At 39.8% G+C, this 19,356-nt stretch carries 13 protein-coding genes; 9 read left to right on the forward strand and 4 right to left on the reverse strand.

All coding sequences use genetic code 11. The features are described from left to right. Window positions 1–80: 80 nt before the first annotated feature. The 3 genes from FVQ77_07215 (at window position 81) to FVQ77_07225 (ending at window position 10,746) form a co-directional block, all read left to right on the forward strand. Window positions 81–1,847: a T9SS type A sorting domain-containing protein gene (locus tag FVQ77_07215; protein ID MBW8050116.1), complete on the forward strand. Its 1,767-nt coding sequence runs from the start codon at window positions 81–83 to the stop codon at window positions 1,845–1,847. A 95-nt stretch (window positions 1,848–1,942) separates the two neighbouring features. Next, entirely contained in the window at window positions 1,943–9,904 is a 7,962-nt protein-coding gene (locus FVQ77_07220; GenBank protein ID MBW8050117.1) for a T9SS type A sorting domain-containing protein, read from the forward strand. A gap of 548 nt (window positions 9,905–10,452) precedes the next feature. After that, entirely contained in the window at window positions 10,453–10,746 is a 294-nt protein-coding gene (locus tag FVQ77_07225; protein ID MBW8050118.1) for a GIY-YIG nuclease family protein, read from the forward strand. A 239-nt stretch (window positions 10,747–10,985) separates the two neighbouring features. Here the strand turns inward: FVQ77_07225 and FVQ77_07230 are convergent, their stop codons facing one another. The 3 genes from FVQ77_07230 to FVQ77_07240 all read right to left on the reverse strand — a co-directional run bounded on the left by FVQ77_07230 (window position 10,986) and on the right by FVQ77_07240 (window position 12,706). After that, window positions 10,986–11,273, reverse strand: a complete 288-nt coding sequence (locus FVQ77_07230; GenBank protein MBW8050119.1) for a type II toxin-antitoxin system VapC family toxin — start codon at window positions 11,271–11,273, stop codon at window positions 10,986–10,988. Window positions 11,274–11,283: 10 nt separating this feature from the next. Continuing rightward, entirely contained in the window at window positions 11,284–11,580 is a 297-nt protein-coding gene (locus tag FVQ77_07235; GenBank protein MBW8050120.1) for a hypothetical protein, read from the reverse strand. A gap of 130 nt (window positions 11,581–11,710) precedes the next feature. Beyond that, window positions 11,711–12,706, reverse strand: a complete 996-nt coding sequence (locus FVQ77_07240) for a patatin-like phospholipase family protein (protein MBW8050121.1) — start codon at window positions 12,704–12,706, stop codon at window positions 11,711–11,713. A gap of 218 nt (window positions 12,707–12,924) precedes the next feature. Here FVQ77_07240 and FVQ77_07245 point away from each other — a divergent pair, with 218 nt between their 5' ends. The 4 genes from FVQ77_07245 to dnaK all read left to right on the forward strand — a co-directional run bounded on the left by FVQ77_07245 (window position 12,925) and on the right by dnaK (window position 16,362). Beyond that, window positions 12,925–13,200, forward strand: coding sequence for an ATP-dependent Clp protease adaptor ClpS (locus FVQ77_07245; protein ID MBW8050122.1), 276 nt, complete (start codon window positions 12,925–12,927; stop codon window positions 13,198–13,200). Window positions 13,201–13,276: 76 nt separating this feature from the next. Continuing rightward, window positions 13,277–13,846 carry a hypothetical protein gene (locus FVQ77_07250; GenBank protein MBW8050123.1) on the forward strand — a complete coding sequence of 190 codons (570 nt, stop codon included), beginning with the start codon at window positions 13,277–13,279 and terminating at the stop codon, window positions 13,844–13,846. 165 nt (window positions 13,847–14,011) lie between these two features. After that, window positions 14,012–14,239, forward strand: a complete 228-nt coding sequence (locus FVQ77_07255; protein ID MBW8050124.1) for a hypothetical protein — start codon at window positions 14,012–14,014, stop codon at window positions 14,237–14,239. Between the two features lie 167 nt (window positions 14,240–14,406). Then, entirely contained in the window at window positions 14,407–16,362 is a 1,956-nt protein-coding gene (gene dnaK, locus FVQ77_07260) for a molecular chaperone DnaK (protein MBW8050125.1), read from the forward strand. A 295-nt stretch (window positions 16,363–16,657) separates the two neighbouring features. On the opposite strand, the gene FVQ77_07265 is transcribed toward dnaK, so the two are convergent. Then, window positions 16,658–17,557 (reverse strand): YitT family protein, encoded by a 900-nt coding sequence (locus tag FVQ77_07265; GenBank protein ID MBW8050126.1) that lies wholly within the window; start codon window positions 17,555–17,557, stop codon window positions 16,658–16,660. Window positions 17,558–18,596: 1,039 nt separating this feature from the next. Between FVQ77_07265 and FVQ77_07270 the strand changes: the two genes are divergently transcribed. Together FVQ77_07270 and FVQ77_07275 are read left to right on the forward strand one after the other, a co-directional pair. Then, window positions 18,597–18,818 carry a hypothetical protein gene (locus FVQ77_07270; GenBank protein MBW8050127.1) on the forward strand — a complete coding sequence of 74 codons (222 nt, stop codon included), beginning with the start codon at window positions 18,597–18,599 and terminating at the stop codon, window positions 18,816–18,818. A 93-nt stretch (window positions 18,819–18,911) separates the two neighbouring features. Next, on the forward strand, window positions 18,912–19,356 hold a 445-nt coding region (locus tag FVQ77_07275; protein MBW8050128.1), incomplete at its 3' end, for a hypothetical protein.

The raw sequence follows: 19,356 nt of genomic DNA on the forward strand, positions 1-19,356 counted from the left end.
CCGCATTACCTGTTTTATCAGCTAATACTGCTTTACTATATCTTCGTTGTCAGAATAATCAATTAACCTCATTACCTGTTTTGTCAGCAAATACTGCTTTACTATACCTTTGGTGTGATAATAATCAATTAACCGCATTACCTGATTTATCAACTAATATTGCTTTACAACAGCTTCGTTGTTATAATAATCAATTAACCGCATTACCTGTTTTATCAGCTAATACTGCTTTACTAGAGCTTTTTTGTTCTAATAATCAATTAACCACATTACCTGATTTATCAGCAAATACTGCTTTACAAGGGCTAACTTGTTTTAATAATCAATTAACCACATTACCTGATTTATCAGCAAATACTGCTTTACAAGGGCTAACTTGTTCTAATAATCAATTAACCGCATTACCTGTTTTATCAGCTAATACTGCTTTACTATATCTTTATTGTTATAATAATCAATTAACCTCATTACCTGTTTTATCAGCTAATACTGCTTTACAAAGGCTTTGGTGTTATAATAATCAATTAACCTCCCTGCCTACCCTTACGAATAATACTGCTTTGCAATGGCTTGATTGTAATAATAATAAATTAGACTTTTCAGATGCAAGAGAGTTAAGAATAGCTGATACCATTTCAACACTTGCCACTTATAGTTACAGCCCGCAAAATCCTTTTGGCATACCCGATACTTTTGATCTGAATGCGGGAGACACGCTCATATTAAGCATAGCGAGCCAGGATTCTGCGTTAAGCTACCAGTGGTTCAGGGGAACAGATACCATTGTGGGCGCTACAGATACACTTTTAATAATTCCTAATGTTACACTGGCAGACAGCGGGGTTTATACCTGCAGGTCGTACGGTACAGCACTTCTATTCCCTTCTCCTATGACCTTTAGCCCCGGCATCAGCAGCTTTGTTTCAGAGCCGCTTTTGGTGAACATTTCAGGGCCTTCTGCTTCAATATCTTATCAAAATAATGTTTCATGTAATGGAGGCCAGGATGGAGAAGCAGCAGTAACCGTAACCGGCGGCACCCCGCCATACACCTTACAATGGTCCGATAGTTTAGCACAAATTACGGACACTGCATATAGTTTGTTTGCAGATATTTATTATGTTGTGGTAACAGATTCATTGGGCGCTGTTGACACTGCACTTCTAACAATTACTGAACCACCTGCCATTACCGGAAACCAAACCCTCAACATCTGTGCAGGTGACAGTGTAGTAGTTGGGACCAATGTTTACAACACTACCGGAATTTACATTGATACATTAACAGCTTCAAATGGCTGCGACAGCACATTCACCACCGACTTAACCGTTAATCCATTGCCAACTGTCAGCTTTACCGGCTTAGACACAAGCTATTGTCTTAATGATGCCGCAGTAACCCTTACAGGCACACCAACAGGCGGAACATTCAGTGGCACAGGAATCAGCAGCAGCCAGTTCAACCCTGCCAATGCCGACACGGGAACACACACAATCACCTACACTTATACTGATGGAAACAACTGTACAGACAGCATCTCCCAAAATGTAACAGTTAATAATTGTTTAGGCATCAATGATCAATCATCAATAAACAATGATCAATTAAAAGTATATCCCAACCCAAACACCGGTGAATTCACCGTAACATTCAAAATAACAGAAAAGCAGCATATCAACCTCAAAGTATTTAACATAAAAGGTCAGGTAATTTATGAAGAAAATATAAGTGGTTTTACAGGCAAGTATCAAAATAAAATAGATATAAGTGGCTATGCAAAAGGAATATATAGCTTACAATTATCAACTAACAACGGCATAATTAACAAAAATATAATTCTGGAATAAAGCATATCATTAACCCCTCGATTTATCGAGGGGAATAAAGTAAAAAAAATCTAACATAATCGTTTTAACGGTTTAAACTCTAAACAATCAAAATTATGAAAACAATTAACAAAACCCCAAAAAAAGGTTACCCTATGCTTACGCACACAGAAGAGCTTCAGCACACAGGTGTGAAATCTTTACCCCGTTGGATTTCTTATTATTCAACTCGGGGTCTTTTATTTAACAGAGCAAAAACTGCAATAGTTGCAGTATCTATTATTGCCTGCTGCCTGTTGCCTGCTGCCAACTGTTTCTCCCAATCACTCCAATGGGCTTTCGGCATGGGTGATACATCAGACGATCTCGGCTTTGATATTGTTTTAGACGGCTCCGGAAATATCTATGTAACCGGGAGCTTTATGGGTACATTAGAATTCGTTCCCGCATTAGACACCCTCATAAGCGCAGGAAAGGAAGATATATTCCTGGCAAAATTCGATTCCTCGGGCAGCTTAATATGGGCAAGAAGAGCCGGGGGAGATTCCACTGACGAAGCCCGTTCGGTGGCCCTTGACGATTTTGGCAATATATATATTACAGGAAACTTTAGCGATACCGCATACTTCGGGGCCGATACCCTGATCGCAAATAGTTCCGCCTGGGATATTTTCCTTGCAAAATATGATGCCTCAGGGTTTTTTATTGGAGCCGTTGGTTTTGGAAGCAGCGGAACCACTAGGGATGATTTTGGCCGCAGCATCAGCACTGATGCTTCCGGAAATGTATATGTAACCGGTGTCTTTACCGATACCGCTGACTTTGACCCGGGACCGGGCACGGACACTTTGATAAGCAATGGAAATGATGGCATGTTCATCGTAAAATTTGACTCAGCAGGGAATCATATATGGGCGTTCAGCATTGATGGCACAGCCAATCCTAATAATTACGGGCCCTGGGGATTTATTGCTGACGCATCCGGTAATTTATACATTACAGGGGTATTTGAGGGCATTAAAGATTTTGACCCGGTGGGTACGGTAAATCTAACAGCGGTTGACAGCGCTGAGATATTCTTAGCAAAATACGATTCCTCAGGCAATATTGTCTGGGCCAAGAGTATGGGCGGGTCGGGTATTGATAAAGCTTATTCTATATCGCAAGACATATTTGGCAACATCTATATATCAGGTGAGTTTACAGGAACAGCCAATTTTAATCCTGCGGGTACTGACACCCTGGTAAGTAACGGAGTTGACGTCTTCCTGGCAAAATACGATCCTTCCGGAAACTACCTCTGGGCATTTAACCTTGATAATGTTGCAGGGCTTGATGTAGCTAACTATATTGTTAATGATGAAGTAGGAAACGTGTATTTATCCGCTATTATTACGGGAACTACCGACTTTAACCCTGGACCGGGAACAGACACCCTGACGAATGCCGGAGACGGTGACATTTTTATTGCTAAATACGACTCAGCAGGGGGTTTTTTATCAGTAGTAAGCATGGGAGGCCCCGGATTTGACTTAGCGCTCGGCATAGAAGCAGACGCTTTGGGTAACCTCTTCCTCACCGGTGTATTCTCAGATACTGCCGACTTTGACCCGGGTGTTGGTATAACTAATCTCATAAGTAATGGAGGTTTTGAAATTTTCATAGCCAAATACAGCACACCCCCGCCTCCACTGGCAATAGCCTTCATCCCCGATACCAACTTCCGCAATTTCCTTGTTGCAAATTATCCAACATTTATGGATGCGAATGACAGCCTGCTGATTGACTCGGCTGCTACGCTTACCGGTACATTGGATTGTAGTGCTCAAAATATTGCTGATCTGACGGGAGTGCAATACTTTGTTAATATTGGAATTCTTTATTGTTTTAATAATCAATTAACCGCCCTGCCTGACCTTTCGAATAATACTGCTTTGCAACAGCTTCATTGTGCTTTTAATCAATTAACCGCCCTGCCTGACCTTTCGAATAATACCGCTCTGCTACGGATTTATTGTTATAGTAATCAATTAACCGCCCTGCCTGCCCTTACGAATAATACCGCTTTGCAATGGCTTTATTGTTATAATAATCAATTAACCACCCTGCCTGACCTTACGAATAATACCACTTTGCAACAGCTTCGTTGTTATAATAATCCATTAACCGCCCTGCCTGACCTTACGAATAATATCGCCTTGCAATGGCTTGATTGTTATAATAATAAATTAGACTTTTCAGATGCAAGAGAATTAAGAATAGCTGATATCATCTCAACGCTTACCACCTATACCTACAGCCCGCAAAATCCTTTTGGTGTGGCAGACACCTTTAACCTCTATACGGGATATACACTCTCATTAAGTATTGCCAGCCAGGATTCTGCCCTTAGCTACCAGTGGTTTAGGGGAACAGATACTATTGCGGGCGCTACGGATACGCTTTTAGTTATTCCAAATGTTACATTAGCAGACAGTGGGGTTTACATCTGCAGGTCGTATGGGACAGCATTGGATACCAATAACATGATCTTTGTGCCTGGCATTACTGAGTTTGTTTCAGAGCCTTTCACAGTAATCATTGTACCAGACACAAGACCCAAAGCCTTCATCCCCGACACCAATTTCCGGGCTTTTCTCAATACCACCTACCCAACTTTTATGGATGGTTCTGGTGACAGCCTGCTGATTGACTCAGCTGCCACGCTTACGGGTACATTGAATTGCAGTGCTCAAAATATTGCTGATCTGACGGGAGTGCAATACTTTGTTAATATTGGAATTCTTTATTGTTTTAATAATCAATTAACCGCCCTGCTTGCTTTGGATAGCCTTACATCTTTACAACAGCTTTATTGTAATAACAATCAATTAACCGCATTACCTGATTTATCAGCTAATACTGCTTTACAACAGCTTTATTGTAATGCTAATCAATTAACCGCATTACCTGATTTATCAGCTAATACTGCTTTACAAGTGCTTAATTGTGTTAATAATCAATTAACCGCATTACCTGATTTATCGGCAAATACTGCTTTACAATTTCTTTATTGTTATAATAATCAATTAACCGCATTACCTGATCTGTCAGCAAATACTGCTTTACAAGGGCTTTATTGTTATGGTAATAAACTTGACTTTTCAGATGCAAGAGAGTTAAGAATAGCTGATACCATTTCATCGCTTATTGCCTATACCTACAGCCCGCAAAATCCTTTTGGTGTGGCAGACACCTTTAATTTCTTTACAGGAGATACACTCAAATTAAGCATCGCAAACCAGGATTCTGCTTTGAGCTACCAGTGGTTCAGGGGGGTAGATACGATTGCTGGGGCTACAGATACACTGTTAGTTATCCCAAATGCAACACTGGCAGACAGCGGGGTTTATACCAGCAGGTCTTACGGCACAGCATTAGATACAAACAATATGATTTGGGCACCGGGTATCACCGAGTTTGTTTCAGAGCCATTTACTGTAAATATCAGCAGCATGCCGCCCTTTGTAGCCAAAGCCTTCATCCCCGATACCAACTTCCGCAATTTCCTTAACGCTACTTACCCCGGTTTTATGGTAGGTGACAGCTTGCTTATTGACTCGGCTGCTACGCTGACCGGCACATTGAATTGCAGTGCTCAAAATATTGCTGATCTGACCGGAGTGGAATACTTTGTTAATATTGCATGGCTTTATTGTTATACTAATCTATTAACCGCCTTGCCGGCTTTGGGTAGTCTTACCGCTTTACAACGGCTTATTTGTTATTCTAATTACTTAACTGTCTTACCTGATTTCTCGGCTAATACCGCTTTACAATATCTTCAATGTCATTTTAATCAATTAACCGCCTTACCTGCTTTGGATAGTCTTACCGCTTTACAACGGCTTCTTTGTGATAATAATCTATTAACTGCCTTACCTGATCTTACGATTAATACTGCTTTACAAATACTTTCTTGTTTTAATAATCAATTAACTTCCTTGCCTGATCTGTCTGCTAATCCTGCTTTACTAATTCTTGATTGTCAAAACAACAAATTTGATTTTTCAGACGCAAGAGAATTAAGAATAGCCGATACCATTTCAACGCTTATTGCCTATAGCTACAGTCCGCAAAATCCTTTTGGTGTTGCAGATACTTTTAATTTGAATATGGGAGACACACTAGTTCTAAGCATCGCAAGCCAGGATTCCGCATTGAGCTATCAGTGGTTCAGGGGGGCAGATACCATTGCAGGTGGCACAGATACTCTGTTAATTATTCCAAATGTTACAGTGGCAGACAGCGGTGTTTATACATGCAGGTCTTACGGAACGGCATTGGATACTAATAATATGACCTTTGCCCCCGGCATCATTAGTTTTGTTTCAGAGCCACTGTCGGTAAAAATAAACATGCTGCCTTCCCTTAAAGCCTTCATCCCCGACACCAACTTCCGCAATTTCCTTGTTGCAAATTATCCATCATTTATGGATGCGAATGACAGCCTGCTTATTGACTCGGCTGCTACGCTTACCGGTACATTAGATTGCAATTCTCAAAATATTGCTGACTTGACGGGAGTGGAATACTTTGTTAATATTACATGGCTTTATTGCCAAATTAATCAATTGACTTCTTTACCTGATCTGTCTGCCAATACCAGTTTAACTCGTCTTATTTGTAGCGCTAATCAATTAACCACTTTACCTGATTTGTCAGCTAATACTACTTTGCTATGGATTTATTGTCAGAGTAATTTATTAGACAGTTTGCCTGATCTCACGAATAATACTGCTTTAACAGAACTTCGTTGTCATACTAATCAATTAACTGCCTTACCAAACCTGTCTGCTAATATTGCTTTAACACAGCTTCAGTGTTATAATAATCAATTGACTGTCTTACCTGATCTGTCGAATAATACTTCTTTAGTATTGCTTTATTGTTTTGATAATCAATTAACTTCCTTGCCTGATCTGTCAGCAAATACTGCTTTAGTTGATCTTCGTTGTTTGAATAACAAATTCGACTTTTCAGATGCCAGGGAATTAAGAATAGCCGATACTACTTCAACACTTACTACCTATTTCTACAGCCCGCAAAATCCTTTTGGCATGGCAGATACTTTTAATTTTAATGAAGGTGATACACTGATATTAAGCATTGCCAGCCAGGATTCTGCTTTGAGCTACCAGTGGTTCAGGGGAACGGATACCATAACGGGCGCTACGGATACACTTTTAACAATACCAAATGTTACACTGGCAGACAGCGGGATCTATACCTGCAGGTCTTACGGCACAGCGCTGCTATTCCCTTCTCATATGAGCTTTTCTCCGGGCATCAGCAGCTTTGTTTCCGAGCCGTTTAAGGTAAATATCTTTTCAGGAGCTCTAACTGCTTCAATATCTTACATAAAAAATGTTTCCTGCAACGGAGTCCAGGATGGAGAAGCAGCGGTAACTGCAACAGGAGGCACTCCCCCTTACACCTACCAATGGGATGATCCATTAGCACAAACAACGGATACAGCGAAGTACTTGTTGGCAGGAAATTATTCTGTTATTGTTACGGATTCAGCCGGAGCAGTAGATACTGCTTTTGTAACTATTACTGAACCTTTCGTTTTAACTGCGATCATCACCGGTACGAATGTAACCTCATGTGGCGGCAGTGACGGAGCGGCAAACCTGATAGTTTCAGGCGGCACACAACCCTATACTTTTAATTGGCTGTCTGGCGATACAACCGAAGACCTTGCAGGGCTTAGCGCAGGAACATATTCGGTGTCAGTAACCGACTCAAACGGATGTACTGCCAATGCCAGTGTTACCATCTCAGAGCCACCCGCAATAACCCTTGGCATTATTGGTACAGATGTAACCACATGCGGAGGCAGTAACGGGACAGCAAACCTGACCGTTATCGGTGGCGTTGCTCCTTATACTTTCATTTGGTCCACTGGAGCTACAACCGAAGATATCACATCTTTAGTTCCCGGCACCTATTCAGTAACCGTTATTGATTCCAATGGCTGTACGGTCAGTGATGCCGTTACTATCAGCGGTTTTGCAACAATTACTGTTTCCTTTACAACCACAGGCGCCTTATGCAACGGGCAATGTGACGGTTCGGCTACGGTCACCGCAAGCGGGGGAACGCCTCCTTACACATACCTTTGGTCAGATGGCCAGACAGATTCTACTGCTGCCAACTTATGTGCAGGAACATATAATATCATTGTGACAGACGCCAATGCGTGCGAGGCAACCGGTAGTGTTAATGTTTCCGAGCCGGCTCCTCTTACACTTACCATGACCACGTTTGATGCCACATGCGGGAATTCCGATGGCATTGCTATAGTAAGCGCAAGCGGAGGAATAGCCCCTTATGAGTATTCATGGTCAAGCGGAGATACTACTGAAACAGACTCGGCATTAGCTGCAGGTATTAATTATGTGATCGTCACTGACACTAATGGCTGCATCGCTTATGGTGTTGCTGCCATCAGTAATACAACACCTACGATAACGCTCAATTCAGTAGTCAATCTCAATTGCAGTGCAGATGCTGACGGTTCTATTGATATAAGTGTTTCAGGCGGCCTTTTGCCATATACATTTTTATGGTCAAATGGAGGTACTACTGAAGATATATCCGGTCTTATTGGCGGGATCTATGAAGTTACCGTTGCTGATTCGACCGGCTGTATTGCCACTCAAAGCATCACGGTCTCAGCGCCTGCCCCGTTAACATTATCTGTTACTGAGGTTGATGCAAGCTGTAACGGCTCCGATGGCAGCGCTACGGTAAATGTAAGCGGAGGAACACCTCCTTATTCCTATTTTTGGTCAACGTTTGGAACAGATTCATCACAATCGGGACTGGCAGCAGGTATTTATCTCGTGAACGTCTTTGATGCGAACGGCTGTTTCAACTCTATCACAGCAGTGATAAGCAATGCCGGAGGGCCGGTCATTACCCTGAATTTACAAACCAACACAAGCTGTGGCAGCCCTTCAGGAGGGGCGATAGATATAAATGTAACAGGGGGCGCCTTGCCTTACACCTACCTATGGTCAAATGGACTTACAACCCAGGATATAAATAACCTGACAGATACATCATATAATGTCATAATTACAGATTCTAATGGCTGTATTGGTACTGCGAGTTTCTCTATTTCCCAAAAACTTCCCTTATCTCAAGCGATTTGTATCGTTACGGTTGATAGCGCAACGGGAAAGAATCTCATCGTTTGGGAGAAAAACCCAGGTCCCTCCTTTTACAATATTTACAAAGAAGGCACCGCAGCCAATGTTTATTTCCTCCTTGCAAGCGTGCCGTATGATTCTGTGAGTACTTTTCTTGATATTTTAGCCGATCCTAAGCAAAGGTCTTGGAGATATAAAATTACAGCAGTAGATTCCTGCGGCAACGAATCAGCGTTGAGCCAGTTGCACAAAACCATGCACCTGACCATGAACCTCGGCTTAGGCGGAGTGATCAATCTTATCTGGGATCATTATGAAGGGTTTAATTTTGGAACTTATTACATTTACAGGGGAACACTAGCTTTACCATCGCTTGATTCAATTTATGCTATTGCCAGTAACAACCATTCCTGGACCGACCTTAACCCTCCGGTTACTCCGGAGCTATTTTACCAAGTTGCAGCAGTGCATCCTACAGAATGTTCACCAACGTTCCTAACGCTCGGAGCGTTAGGAACGCCAGATCAAAAAAAGGTACTCGTTTACAATTCAGCCAGGTCAAATGTATCCAACCGGCTTGTACCTACCGGTATTCCAAACCTACGAGGTTTCCAAAATCTCGTAAGTTTCAACGTTTATCCTAATCCCTATATGGGTAAAACAGAGATCACCTGGTTTTTAAATAAAAAAGCTAATGTCTCATTAGAGGTATATAATATCCTGGGCAAAAAGATAGAGATTTTAGTTAACGAAGAACAGATCAGTGGAAAGCACCGGTATAGTTTCAGTGCAAAGGGTTTGGGTTATACTTCCGGAGTTTATGTTTTGAAGTTGATTGTGGATGATGGGGTGTACACTAAACAGTTGGTGGAATTTTAACCACAGATTTCACAGATTACACAGATTTTTTTTAAAAAAAACTTAACCGGTTAATCATTTTTTAAATATTGAGTCCACTCTAAAAACTCAATTCAATTACACGTTTCTGTGAGATTAACGCTATATCCTTGCACCTCCTGTCCATTTTTATCTCTATAGGTAGCATCCTCATCAAAAGGCGATTGCAGGGAATCTGCTCTGATTTATCTGAAAACAACTGCTTAAAAGGTAACTCATCAATTTTGCTGGTGATGTGTTGCCAAAACAAATTGTGCCAGCCCTGTTTATCTTCGTAGCGTTTTTATGAGAATAAATCAAAAAAAATCTTTAGAGTCTTGTCATTGCGAGCGAGGTACGAGCGAAGCAATCTGTTCATAGAAAGTAGTATAATTAAACAGATTGCTTCGGTCGCTGCGCTCCCTCGCAATGACAGTTTTGTTAAATAGATTGCTTCCCGACCTGCGGTGCGGGACAGGTCGGCTGCGCCTCGCAATGACAGTAATGTTGAAAGGATTGCTTTGCCTGTGACTCACTATGGCAATACTATTATGGATAAAATATGTCACGTTTATATATTAACCAATAAAAATCACACTGTATTATATACTGGTGTTACGAGTGATTTATTCACAAGAGTTTATGAACATAAAGAGAAATTATATAAAGGATTTACAAGTAAATATAATGTAAACAAATTAGTTTATTATGAGGAATTTGATGATATTGAAGAGGCTATAGCAAGAGAAAAGCAAATTAAAGCTGGTTCGCGTAAAAGGAAAATTGAATTAATAAATTCAATGAATCCAGAATGGAATGATTTGTATGATAATTTAGAATGGTAGGGTTCTTAAAGAGAATTGTCATTGCGAGCGAGGTACGATTGCGAGCGGAGCGAAGCAAACCCTTGATAGGTAGTGCTTCAAATAAACAGATTGCTTCGGCTGCGCCTCGCAATGACAGTATAATTAAACAGATTGCTTCGGTCGCTGCGCTCCCTCGCAATGACAGTTTTGTGTTTTAGTGACATTTTTTTTAATTTTCATCGGTTTTTCAAAGCCTCCTTACATTACAAAAAAAACTATTATTTTGCATTGCAAAGATAAAAAAAATAAGTACTTGCACAATATAAATATTCATAACTATAAAGAAGAAAAAACAAAACAAATAAATAATATGAAATTTTTTGATATTCCTCGTCACTCATTACCCCACTTCTCAACTTTCTTGCAAAGGCTGCCCTGCTTTCTGGATAAGCTACAATTGAAGTAGTGATCACTTCAGCGCTATTTATAAGAGACTTAACATTATCTGTATCTGTCTCCTGAACATATAATTTTACAAGACTGCTTGTATCCAGGTAAATTATCATCTTCTATCCTCTATAACAATATCCGAAATGGATTTGCCTTTAATAATTGGTGCGTTTTTAAGTCCTGTAGGTTTCCCCCCCCCCCCCAGGTAATATATCCTTCTTTAATGAGTTCTTTAAGTCTTTTTTGGACTTTATCCTTTTCCATTGAATTTTTTTTCACATTAATTAAAGTATCGCTTATGTCTTTTTTATTCTTCTGTTTTAAGGCAAAACCTAAAATTTCATTTATTGCCTTAATAAGGGATATATCGTTTATTTGTCTTAAACGCTGTATAACTGATAATTTTTCTACTTGTATATCCATAATTTTATACTTTTATTATTTACAAATATAGCAAAATTATGGGCATCTCTAAAAACTACACCATACATTCCCCTCTATCAAGAGGGGCAAGGGGTGTGTTTTAAAAAATATGTAGTTTTTAGAGATGCCCTTAATAAACCGGCAATTTATTCCATGCCTCATCTTTATCCCGCCACTCAAAATAATCCTTCACCCCCTTCTCACCACTTTCGATCAATGCCTTGATCTTTTCTTCTTTGAGCTTAAAATCGGTAGTTTTTACATCCAAAGTGTCAATAAAGATCGTTCTGTTCCAATCATCAGAATGAAGATGTGCTTTGTTTGCCATGTCCATCATAAAATCAAGCAATCCCAAGGCATAATCTTTAAAACTATTGATCTTAATGGGTACATTTTTCCAATCGTCCCTGTTGTATTTGATCACTTCCTTTGAATCTAATCTGAATCCCAATGTTTCGCAATTGAAAACATAACCGTCAGCATCAGGTGTTTTGCCTACGGTATTCTTCTCGTTTGATAAATATTTTATGTTGTCAAACAGATTGATTGGGTAATTATAAGTTACCCCGCCATCTACCATCACATCGCCAAACTTTTTTACCGACCTGAAATACAATGGTATGCTCATTGACATTCTCACAGTATCCCTGATAGGTACACTCGGAGAGGTTTCAAATGAAAATTTTTCAGCGTATTGCTGGGTTAGGTTTGTAGAAATAACATACAACTGCCGGAATTTAGCTTTATCATGGTTAATTGCGTTGTTGAGGTCTCTGAATGTGAATCTTGCCGAACCTGTTTTTGCTTTTATCTTTTCACCGATCCATTCCCTGAATGCATCCCCTTTGAACCACCCATACCCTTTAAATAACCTGTACAGGTTCACCGGGAGGCTGCTTTTATCTTCAAAGTTCTTGAAATCAGTTTCAGCAATGATCTTTGATACCTCTGCAGAACTATAATCCAATGCCAAAAGTGTTGCATTAATAGCGCCTGCAGAAGTACCGGCAACCCTGATGATATTGGATAAGACCCCTTTTTTATCAAGCGCCTCCAAAGCCCCGCCATAGGCAATTCCTTTTACACCGCCTCCTTCAAATACAAGATTTTTAAAGTTGTAATGCATATTTCGATACCAATATACTTATTTATAATGCTAATATACTAATGATACGAATAGGGTATAATGCTAATATACTAATTTATACTAATGATACGAATATTTTTACTCTGCTTCTTAATATAGATTTCTTTATTAGTATCATTAGTATTCATTAGTATATTAGCATTTTATTATTCGTATTATTAGTATTCATTAGTATATTTGCATTTTATTATTAGTATATGGAAACCTTACAAAAAGAAGAAGCCGTTGTCCTTGACGTTGTAATATCCGATCAGATCAAGCAATTAGTGGTTTTTAATGATGATTTCAATACCTTTGATTTCGTTATTGAGACACTGATTGAAATTTGTCATCATAGCCCTGAACAGGCAGAACAATGTACCTGGATCATTCATTATAAAGGAAAATGCAAGGTAAAATCGGGTGCTTTCAATGTGATCAAGGCTATGCGAGAGGCAATATGTGACAGGGGGATTTCTGCGGAGATCCTTTAAAAGATTGCTCTACTCTCCTATAGTTCTAGTGTTTAGTTGCGTAAGTTTTCTATAGATTTGCAAACAGGTTTTGAGTTTGAAAAAATTATTTATTTTTCTACTATTTAGTTGCGTTTATCTTATACAATCCTGCACCCCTGATTTTGATGTGAATGCGGAGTGGGAAGAGATCACTGTGATCTATGGTATTTTAGATGCCAGCGAGTATTATCATCACGTGAAAGTCAACAAAGCTTTTTTAAATACAAATTCTGATGCCCTGCTGATCGCTTCTTCCATGCCTGATTCTTCATACCATTATGACAGCATTACTGTGCAACTGTACAAATTAGATGCGGATGAAAATATTATTGAAACATACTCATTGGATACGATATTTATCAATAATAAGGATCAAGGGCTTTTTTATTATCCCGGTCAGATCATATATCAGAGCGATTCTGTTGTATTGGATGAAACAAAGAATTACAAGATCTTAGTAACCAATACCAGAACCGGCAAAGTTACCGGGGCTATTACTCCTATAGTTAATTCTTTTAAGATATCAAGTTATCCCAGTGATTTCACTATTGATGGCTACATCAGGTTTTTTGCGGCTATAAACGCAACTATTTACAAAGCAACTATTAATGTTAACTACCAGTAAGATTCGAATGGAGTTATTACGAACCACACTTTAAAATGGATTGTAAAATCAAGCCTGACAAATCCAGGCAAGAACCCTAAGATACTCATAGAAGCAGGAACTTTTTTTAACTTTTTAGCAGCTTCAATAGATAGCACCAAGGATTACAAAAACTTAATAAGAACAATGGGACAGCTTGAATTTGTAGTATATGCCGGTTCTGAAGACCTTGAGAAATATATTAATGTAAATTATAATTATTCAGCTATCACACAGACTAAACCATTCTTTACAAATGTAGACGGTGGTGCAGGATTGTTCGCCTCCAGGTATAGACAAAGTGAATTTGGTAGCATTAATCAAAAAAGTATTGATTATATCATAAATAATTATCCGGGGTTGAAGTTTAAGTAACTTGTTGTAGTGCAAAGTGCAAAGCCCCGCCATTTGGCGGGGCTTTGCACTTTGCACTATGCGCTAATACTGCCATAATGTCATTATAAATCCACTTGGCACGTAGGTTGTTAATGTATTTGCTCATTAAATAAAAAAAAATAAAACCATTTTAATAATATATAATCATGGGAAAAATCATAGGAATCGACCTTGGAACAACAAACTCATGCGTTGCAGTGATGGAAGGCAACGAACCTGTTGTTATTCCAAACAGCGAAGGTAAACGTACAACGCCTTCTATTGTTGCCTTTTTGGATGAAGGGAAAGGAGAACGCAAAGTAGGAGATCCTGCAAAAAGGCAGGCTATTACCAATCCCCAGAATACCGTCATGTCTATAAAACGCTTTATGGGTAGGAAATTCTCGGATGTAGATAAAGAAATAAAACAGGTTTCCTTTACAGTAGAAAAAGGCAATAATGATACGGCAAGGGTAAAAATAGGTGACAGGCATTATACCCCGCAGGAGATCTCTGCGATTGTGCTGCAAAAAATGAAAACCACTGCCGAAGATTATTTGGGCACTACTGTAAAAGAAGCTGTTATTACAGTTCCGGCTTATTTTAATGATGCTCAAAGGCAGGCCACCAAAGAAGCAGGTGAGATTGCGGGCCTTGATGTGAAGCGTATTATCAATGAACCTACTGCAGCAGCTTTGGCTTATGGCATGGACAAGAAAAACAAGGATATGAAAATTGCTGTTTTTGATCTGGGCGGTGGTACTTTTGATGTTTCTGTTCTTGAGCTTGGCGATGGCGTTTTTGAGGTTAAATCTACCAATGGAGATACACACCTTGGCGGTGATGACTTTGATGAGGTGGTCATTAACTGGCTGGCTGATGAATTTAAAAAAGATGAAGGGCTTGATCCCAAAAAAGACCCCATGTCCATGCAGAGGCTGAAAGAGGCTGCCGAAAAGGCAAAGATTGAACTTTCCAGCTCTAAAGAAACCGAGATCAATTTGCCTTATATCATGAGTGTGGATGGCGTGCCCAAACATCTTGTAAAAAAATTAACCAGGGCTAAATTTGAGCAATTAACCGATCATCTTATCCAGAAAACCCTGGAACCTTGTAAAAAGGCAATAAAGGACGCAGGCATTCCTGCTTCAGATATTAACGAAGTGATCCTTGTTGGAGGTTCTACAAGAATACCCAAAATTCAGGAAGAAGTTGAGAAATTCTTTGGTAAAAAGCCTTCAAAAGGGGTAAATCCTGACGAGGTAGTTGCCGTAGGCGCTGCTATTCAAGGCGGAGTATTAACCGGTGAAGTAAAAGATGTACTGCTGCTTGATGTTACTCCGCTTTCACTTGGGATTGAAACTCTGGGAGGTGTATTTACCAAATTGATTGAAGCAAATACCACCATTCCAACTAAAAAATCAGAAACATTCTCAACTGCTGCTGATAATCAACCTTCAGTGGAAATTCATGTCTTGCAGGGTGAGCGATCTATGGCAAATGTTAACAGAACCATCGGACGTTTTCACCTTGACGGAATACCCCCTGCTCCAAGAGGCCTTCCGCAAATTGAAGTGACTTTTGATATTGACGCAAACGGCATTGTAAATGTTGCTGCAAAGGACAAAGCAACCAACAAGGAGCAAAAGATACGCATAGAGGCTTCTTCAGGCCTCACTGAAGAAGAGATAGAGAAAATGAGAACAGAAGCAAAAGCCAATGAAGAAGAAGATAAAAAAGAGAAAGAAAAGGTTGATAAGATCAATGCTGCTGATTCTATGATCTTCCAGACAGAGAAGCAACTAAAAGAATATGGAGATAAACTCTCAGCAGACAATAAGAAAAAGATCGAATCTGCACTTGCTGACCTGAAAAAAGCGCATGAGGTAAAAGACCTTTCAGCAATAGATACTGCGCTAAATGCACTGAACACAGCCTGGCAGGGAGCATCTCAGGAAATGTATGCAGCAACGCAGGATGCCCAGGCAGATAGCCAGCCTACAGATAGTAAAGCACAGCCTAAAGGTAGCAAAGGAGGTAATGGTACAGGTAGTCAATCAGATGTGAAGGATGTTGACTATGAAGAAGTGGATAAGGATAAAGGGAAAGACAGTAAGCAGTAGACAGCAGCCCCGCACTTTTGATTATTAGTTTAAAATAGAAGTGGCAGTCCACAGTCGGCAGTCGGCAGTCTACAGTCAGCAGTCCACAATCGGCAGTCAGCAATTGTTTTTTGCCGACTGTGGACTGCCGACTGCCGATTGATTAAGTTAAGTTTCTAAATCCAGTTGCCATATTGTTATAATGGTTTGATTGTTATTTTCTTTTTTGCCGACTGTGGACTGCCGGCTGTGGATTGACGGCTGTGGACTGCCGACTGTGGATTGCCGACTGTGGATTGCCGACTGGTGTCAATTGTCAACTTTTAATCATTTTCCTTAACCTGGCATAAACCTTTTTACTTTTAAATTTAAAACCTTTCTTCTGTGTCATACCACCGATCGTTTCGTCAATGACGTGTATGATAATAAAAGCCTTCGGGTCAATATTATTTACGATCCCTCTTAATTTTTGTATTTCCAGCCTGGTGATCACACAATATAAAATTTCTATATCCCTTTCTTTCAGGCCTGTTTTGCCGGAAAAAACAGTAACGCCCCTTTCCAGGTCTTCCAGTATCTCTTTTTTTATTTCCTGGCTTTTATAAGAAACAATAATGGCAGCATTATATTCTTCTATACCGTGGATAAAGAAGTCTATACTCCTGGAAGCAACAAAATAGGTAAGAATAGAATATAATGCTACCTCTATTTTGAATGTAAGGCCAATTATCGCGAAGATGATGACATTAAATAAAACGATAACATTACCGATCGTTAAAAATGATTTCCTGCTTACAAGAATAGCCATGATCTCAGTGCCGTCCAGCACAGCGTTATTCCTTACTGCCAAACCGATACCTGTTCCGAGGAAGAATCCGCCAAATACAGCAGCGAGTATCTTATCTTCGGTAATAACAGGAAAATCTACAAAAGCCAGGCAAAGAGATAACCCGGCTATGGCAGCGATTCCTCTGTAAGCGAAGCTTTTACTAAGGTATTGATAACCTAAAATTATAAAGGGTAAATTTACAATAGGAATAATTATAGATAGGGAAATGGATTTATCCGGACATTCAGGACAAAAAATTTCAGAAAGATACATTGAAACCCCAGTGATGCCCCCATCAAAAAAGTGATTGGGCAGCAAAAATCCTTTTAAACCTAATGCAGCAGAGAATATTGCCAGGATGATGGTGAGCCAGCTTAATTTTTTCACTTAGCGCAGGGCGCAGAGCGCATAGCGTTCTCACGCCCTGCTCCCTGCTCCCCTTTTAAATTTTTCGTCAATCTAACTTTTTTTATTGAAATAATAATTTTATACCTGTGAATTAATACGAATAGGTATTAGCGTTTAAGTCGCACAAAATAATATCTCCTCAAAATTTTAATTTTTATCCAGAATTTATGTGCGGGGTTATAGTTTTTTAGTTTGCAGTTCCGGGCTTTATACCATAAGAAGGACAAACTAATACTATAGTTATATCAGGTGTCAATTAACGATGCCATCGCTTTATTTAGTTAACTATCAATTAATTATACTGCTGTTGTTTTAAGCAATGATGTTGTTAAATATATTGGTTTTTAGCGATGGCATCGTTTGTCAACTCATAAAGGGCAGGTGTCCGACACCTTCACTGTATAAAAGGCATATCTAACGGGGTAAACTAAAACTAATAACTGAAAAAACTCAAACTACCTGCCCGCCAAAAGCCTATGGCAGGCGGGATAACTAAAAACCATGAACTAAAATTTGGTAATATAAAATCGGATCTTTCAAGAAAAGAATTGTACAATGGAAAATATTATGTGACGATTTGCACGCGCAACAAGATTTTCTGTTTCGGTGATGTGATTAACGGTGAAATAAAATTGAATAAAATGGGTAAAATTGCCGATAAATATTGGCGGGAAATTCCTCAACATTTTTTTTATACATGGTTGGATGATTTTATCGTAATGCCAAATCATATTCACGGGATTGTTGTGATGAAACGGTCACATAAAAACAATTATGCGACACACCCGGAACGTGATGTCCCGGAACATGATGCCCCGGAACATGATGCCCCGGAACATGATGCTACGGAACGTAGAGACGTTGCATTGCAACGTCTCTACATACCGGGAACCATACCGGGAACCATACCGGGAACCATACCGGGAACCATACCGGGAACCATACCGGGAAACATACCGGAAACCATACCCAAAACCATACCGGGAACCATACCGGGAACCATGCCAAAAACCAAAAAATGGCGGCAATTTCACCCAAACCCGGTTCATTGGGTGTAATTATCCGATCATATAAAACCGAATGTACAAAAACATTCAAACAAATGGGTAATGGCGGTTGGTTCGCATGGCAACCCCGTTTCTATGACGAGATCATTCGCAATGATGAACACCTTGAACAAATCAGGCAATACATCCGCAACAACCCTGCAAATTGGAATAATAATGAACATTATAAATAATAATCATTATATTTGCCCCGCACCCCGAGTACTCGGGGTGCGGGGTTTGCGCAATAAATATATCGCCCTTGCAGGGCTGAAAAAAACAATACCATGAAAAAATCAATCTTTACTATCGCAGTTGCAGTGGCAACTTTAAACTTTGGACTTTGGACTTTAAACACCCATGCCCAATACACCCAGCTCACTGATTTTACCGGCAATGGCGCCTTCATAGGCGCTAATCCGCAGTATGACCAGAATTTAATTTCTGTAGGAGGTGTTATGTATGGAATGACATCAAGTGGCGGCATAAACAGTCTGGGTCTGGGAACCCTCTTTAAAATAATGCCCGATGGAACCGGCTATGCCAAACTCCTTGACTTCGCAGGCACTACAAACGGAAGTTATCCTCACGGCTCTCTTATTTCTGACGGCACCTTTCTTTATGGAATGACAAAACTGGGCGGCACAAACAATAAGGGAACCCTCTTTAAAATAATGCCCGATGGAACCGGCTATGCCAAACTCCTTGACTTCGCAGGCGCAACAAACGGAA

Source organism: Cytophagales bacterium, from assembly GCA_019456305.1.
Lineage (GTDB): Bacteria > Bacteroidota > Bacteroidia > Cytophagales > VRUD01 > VRUD01.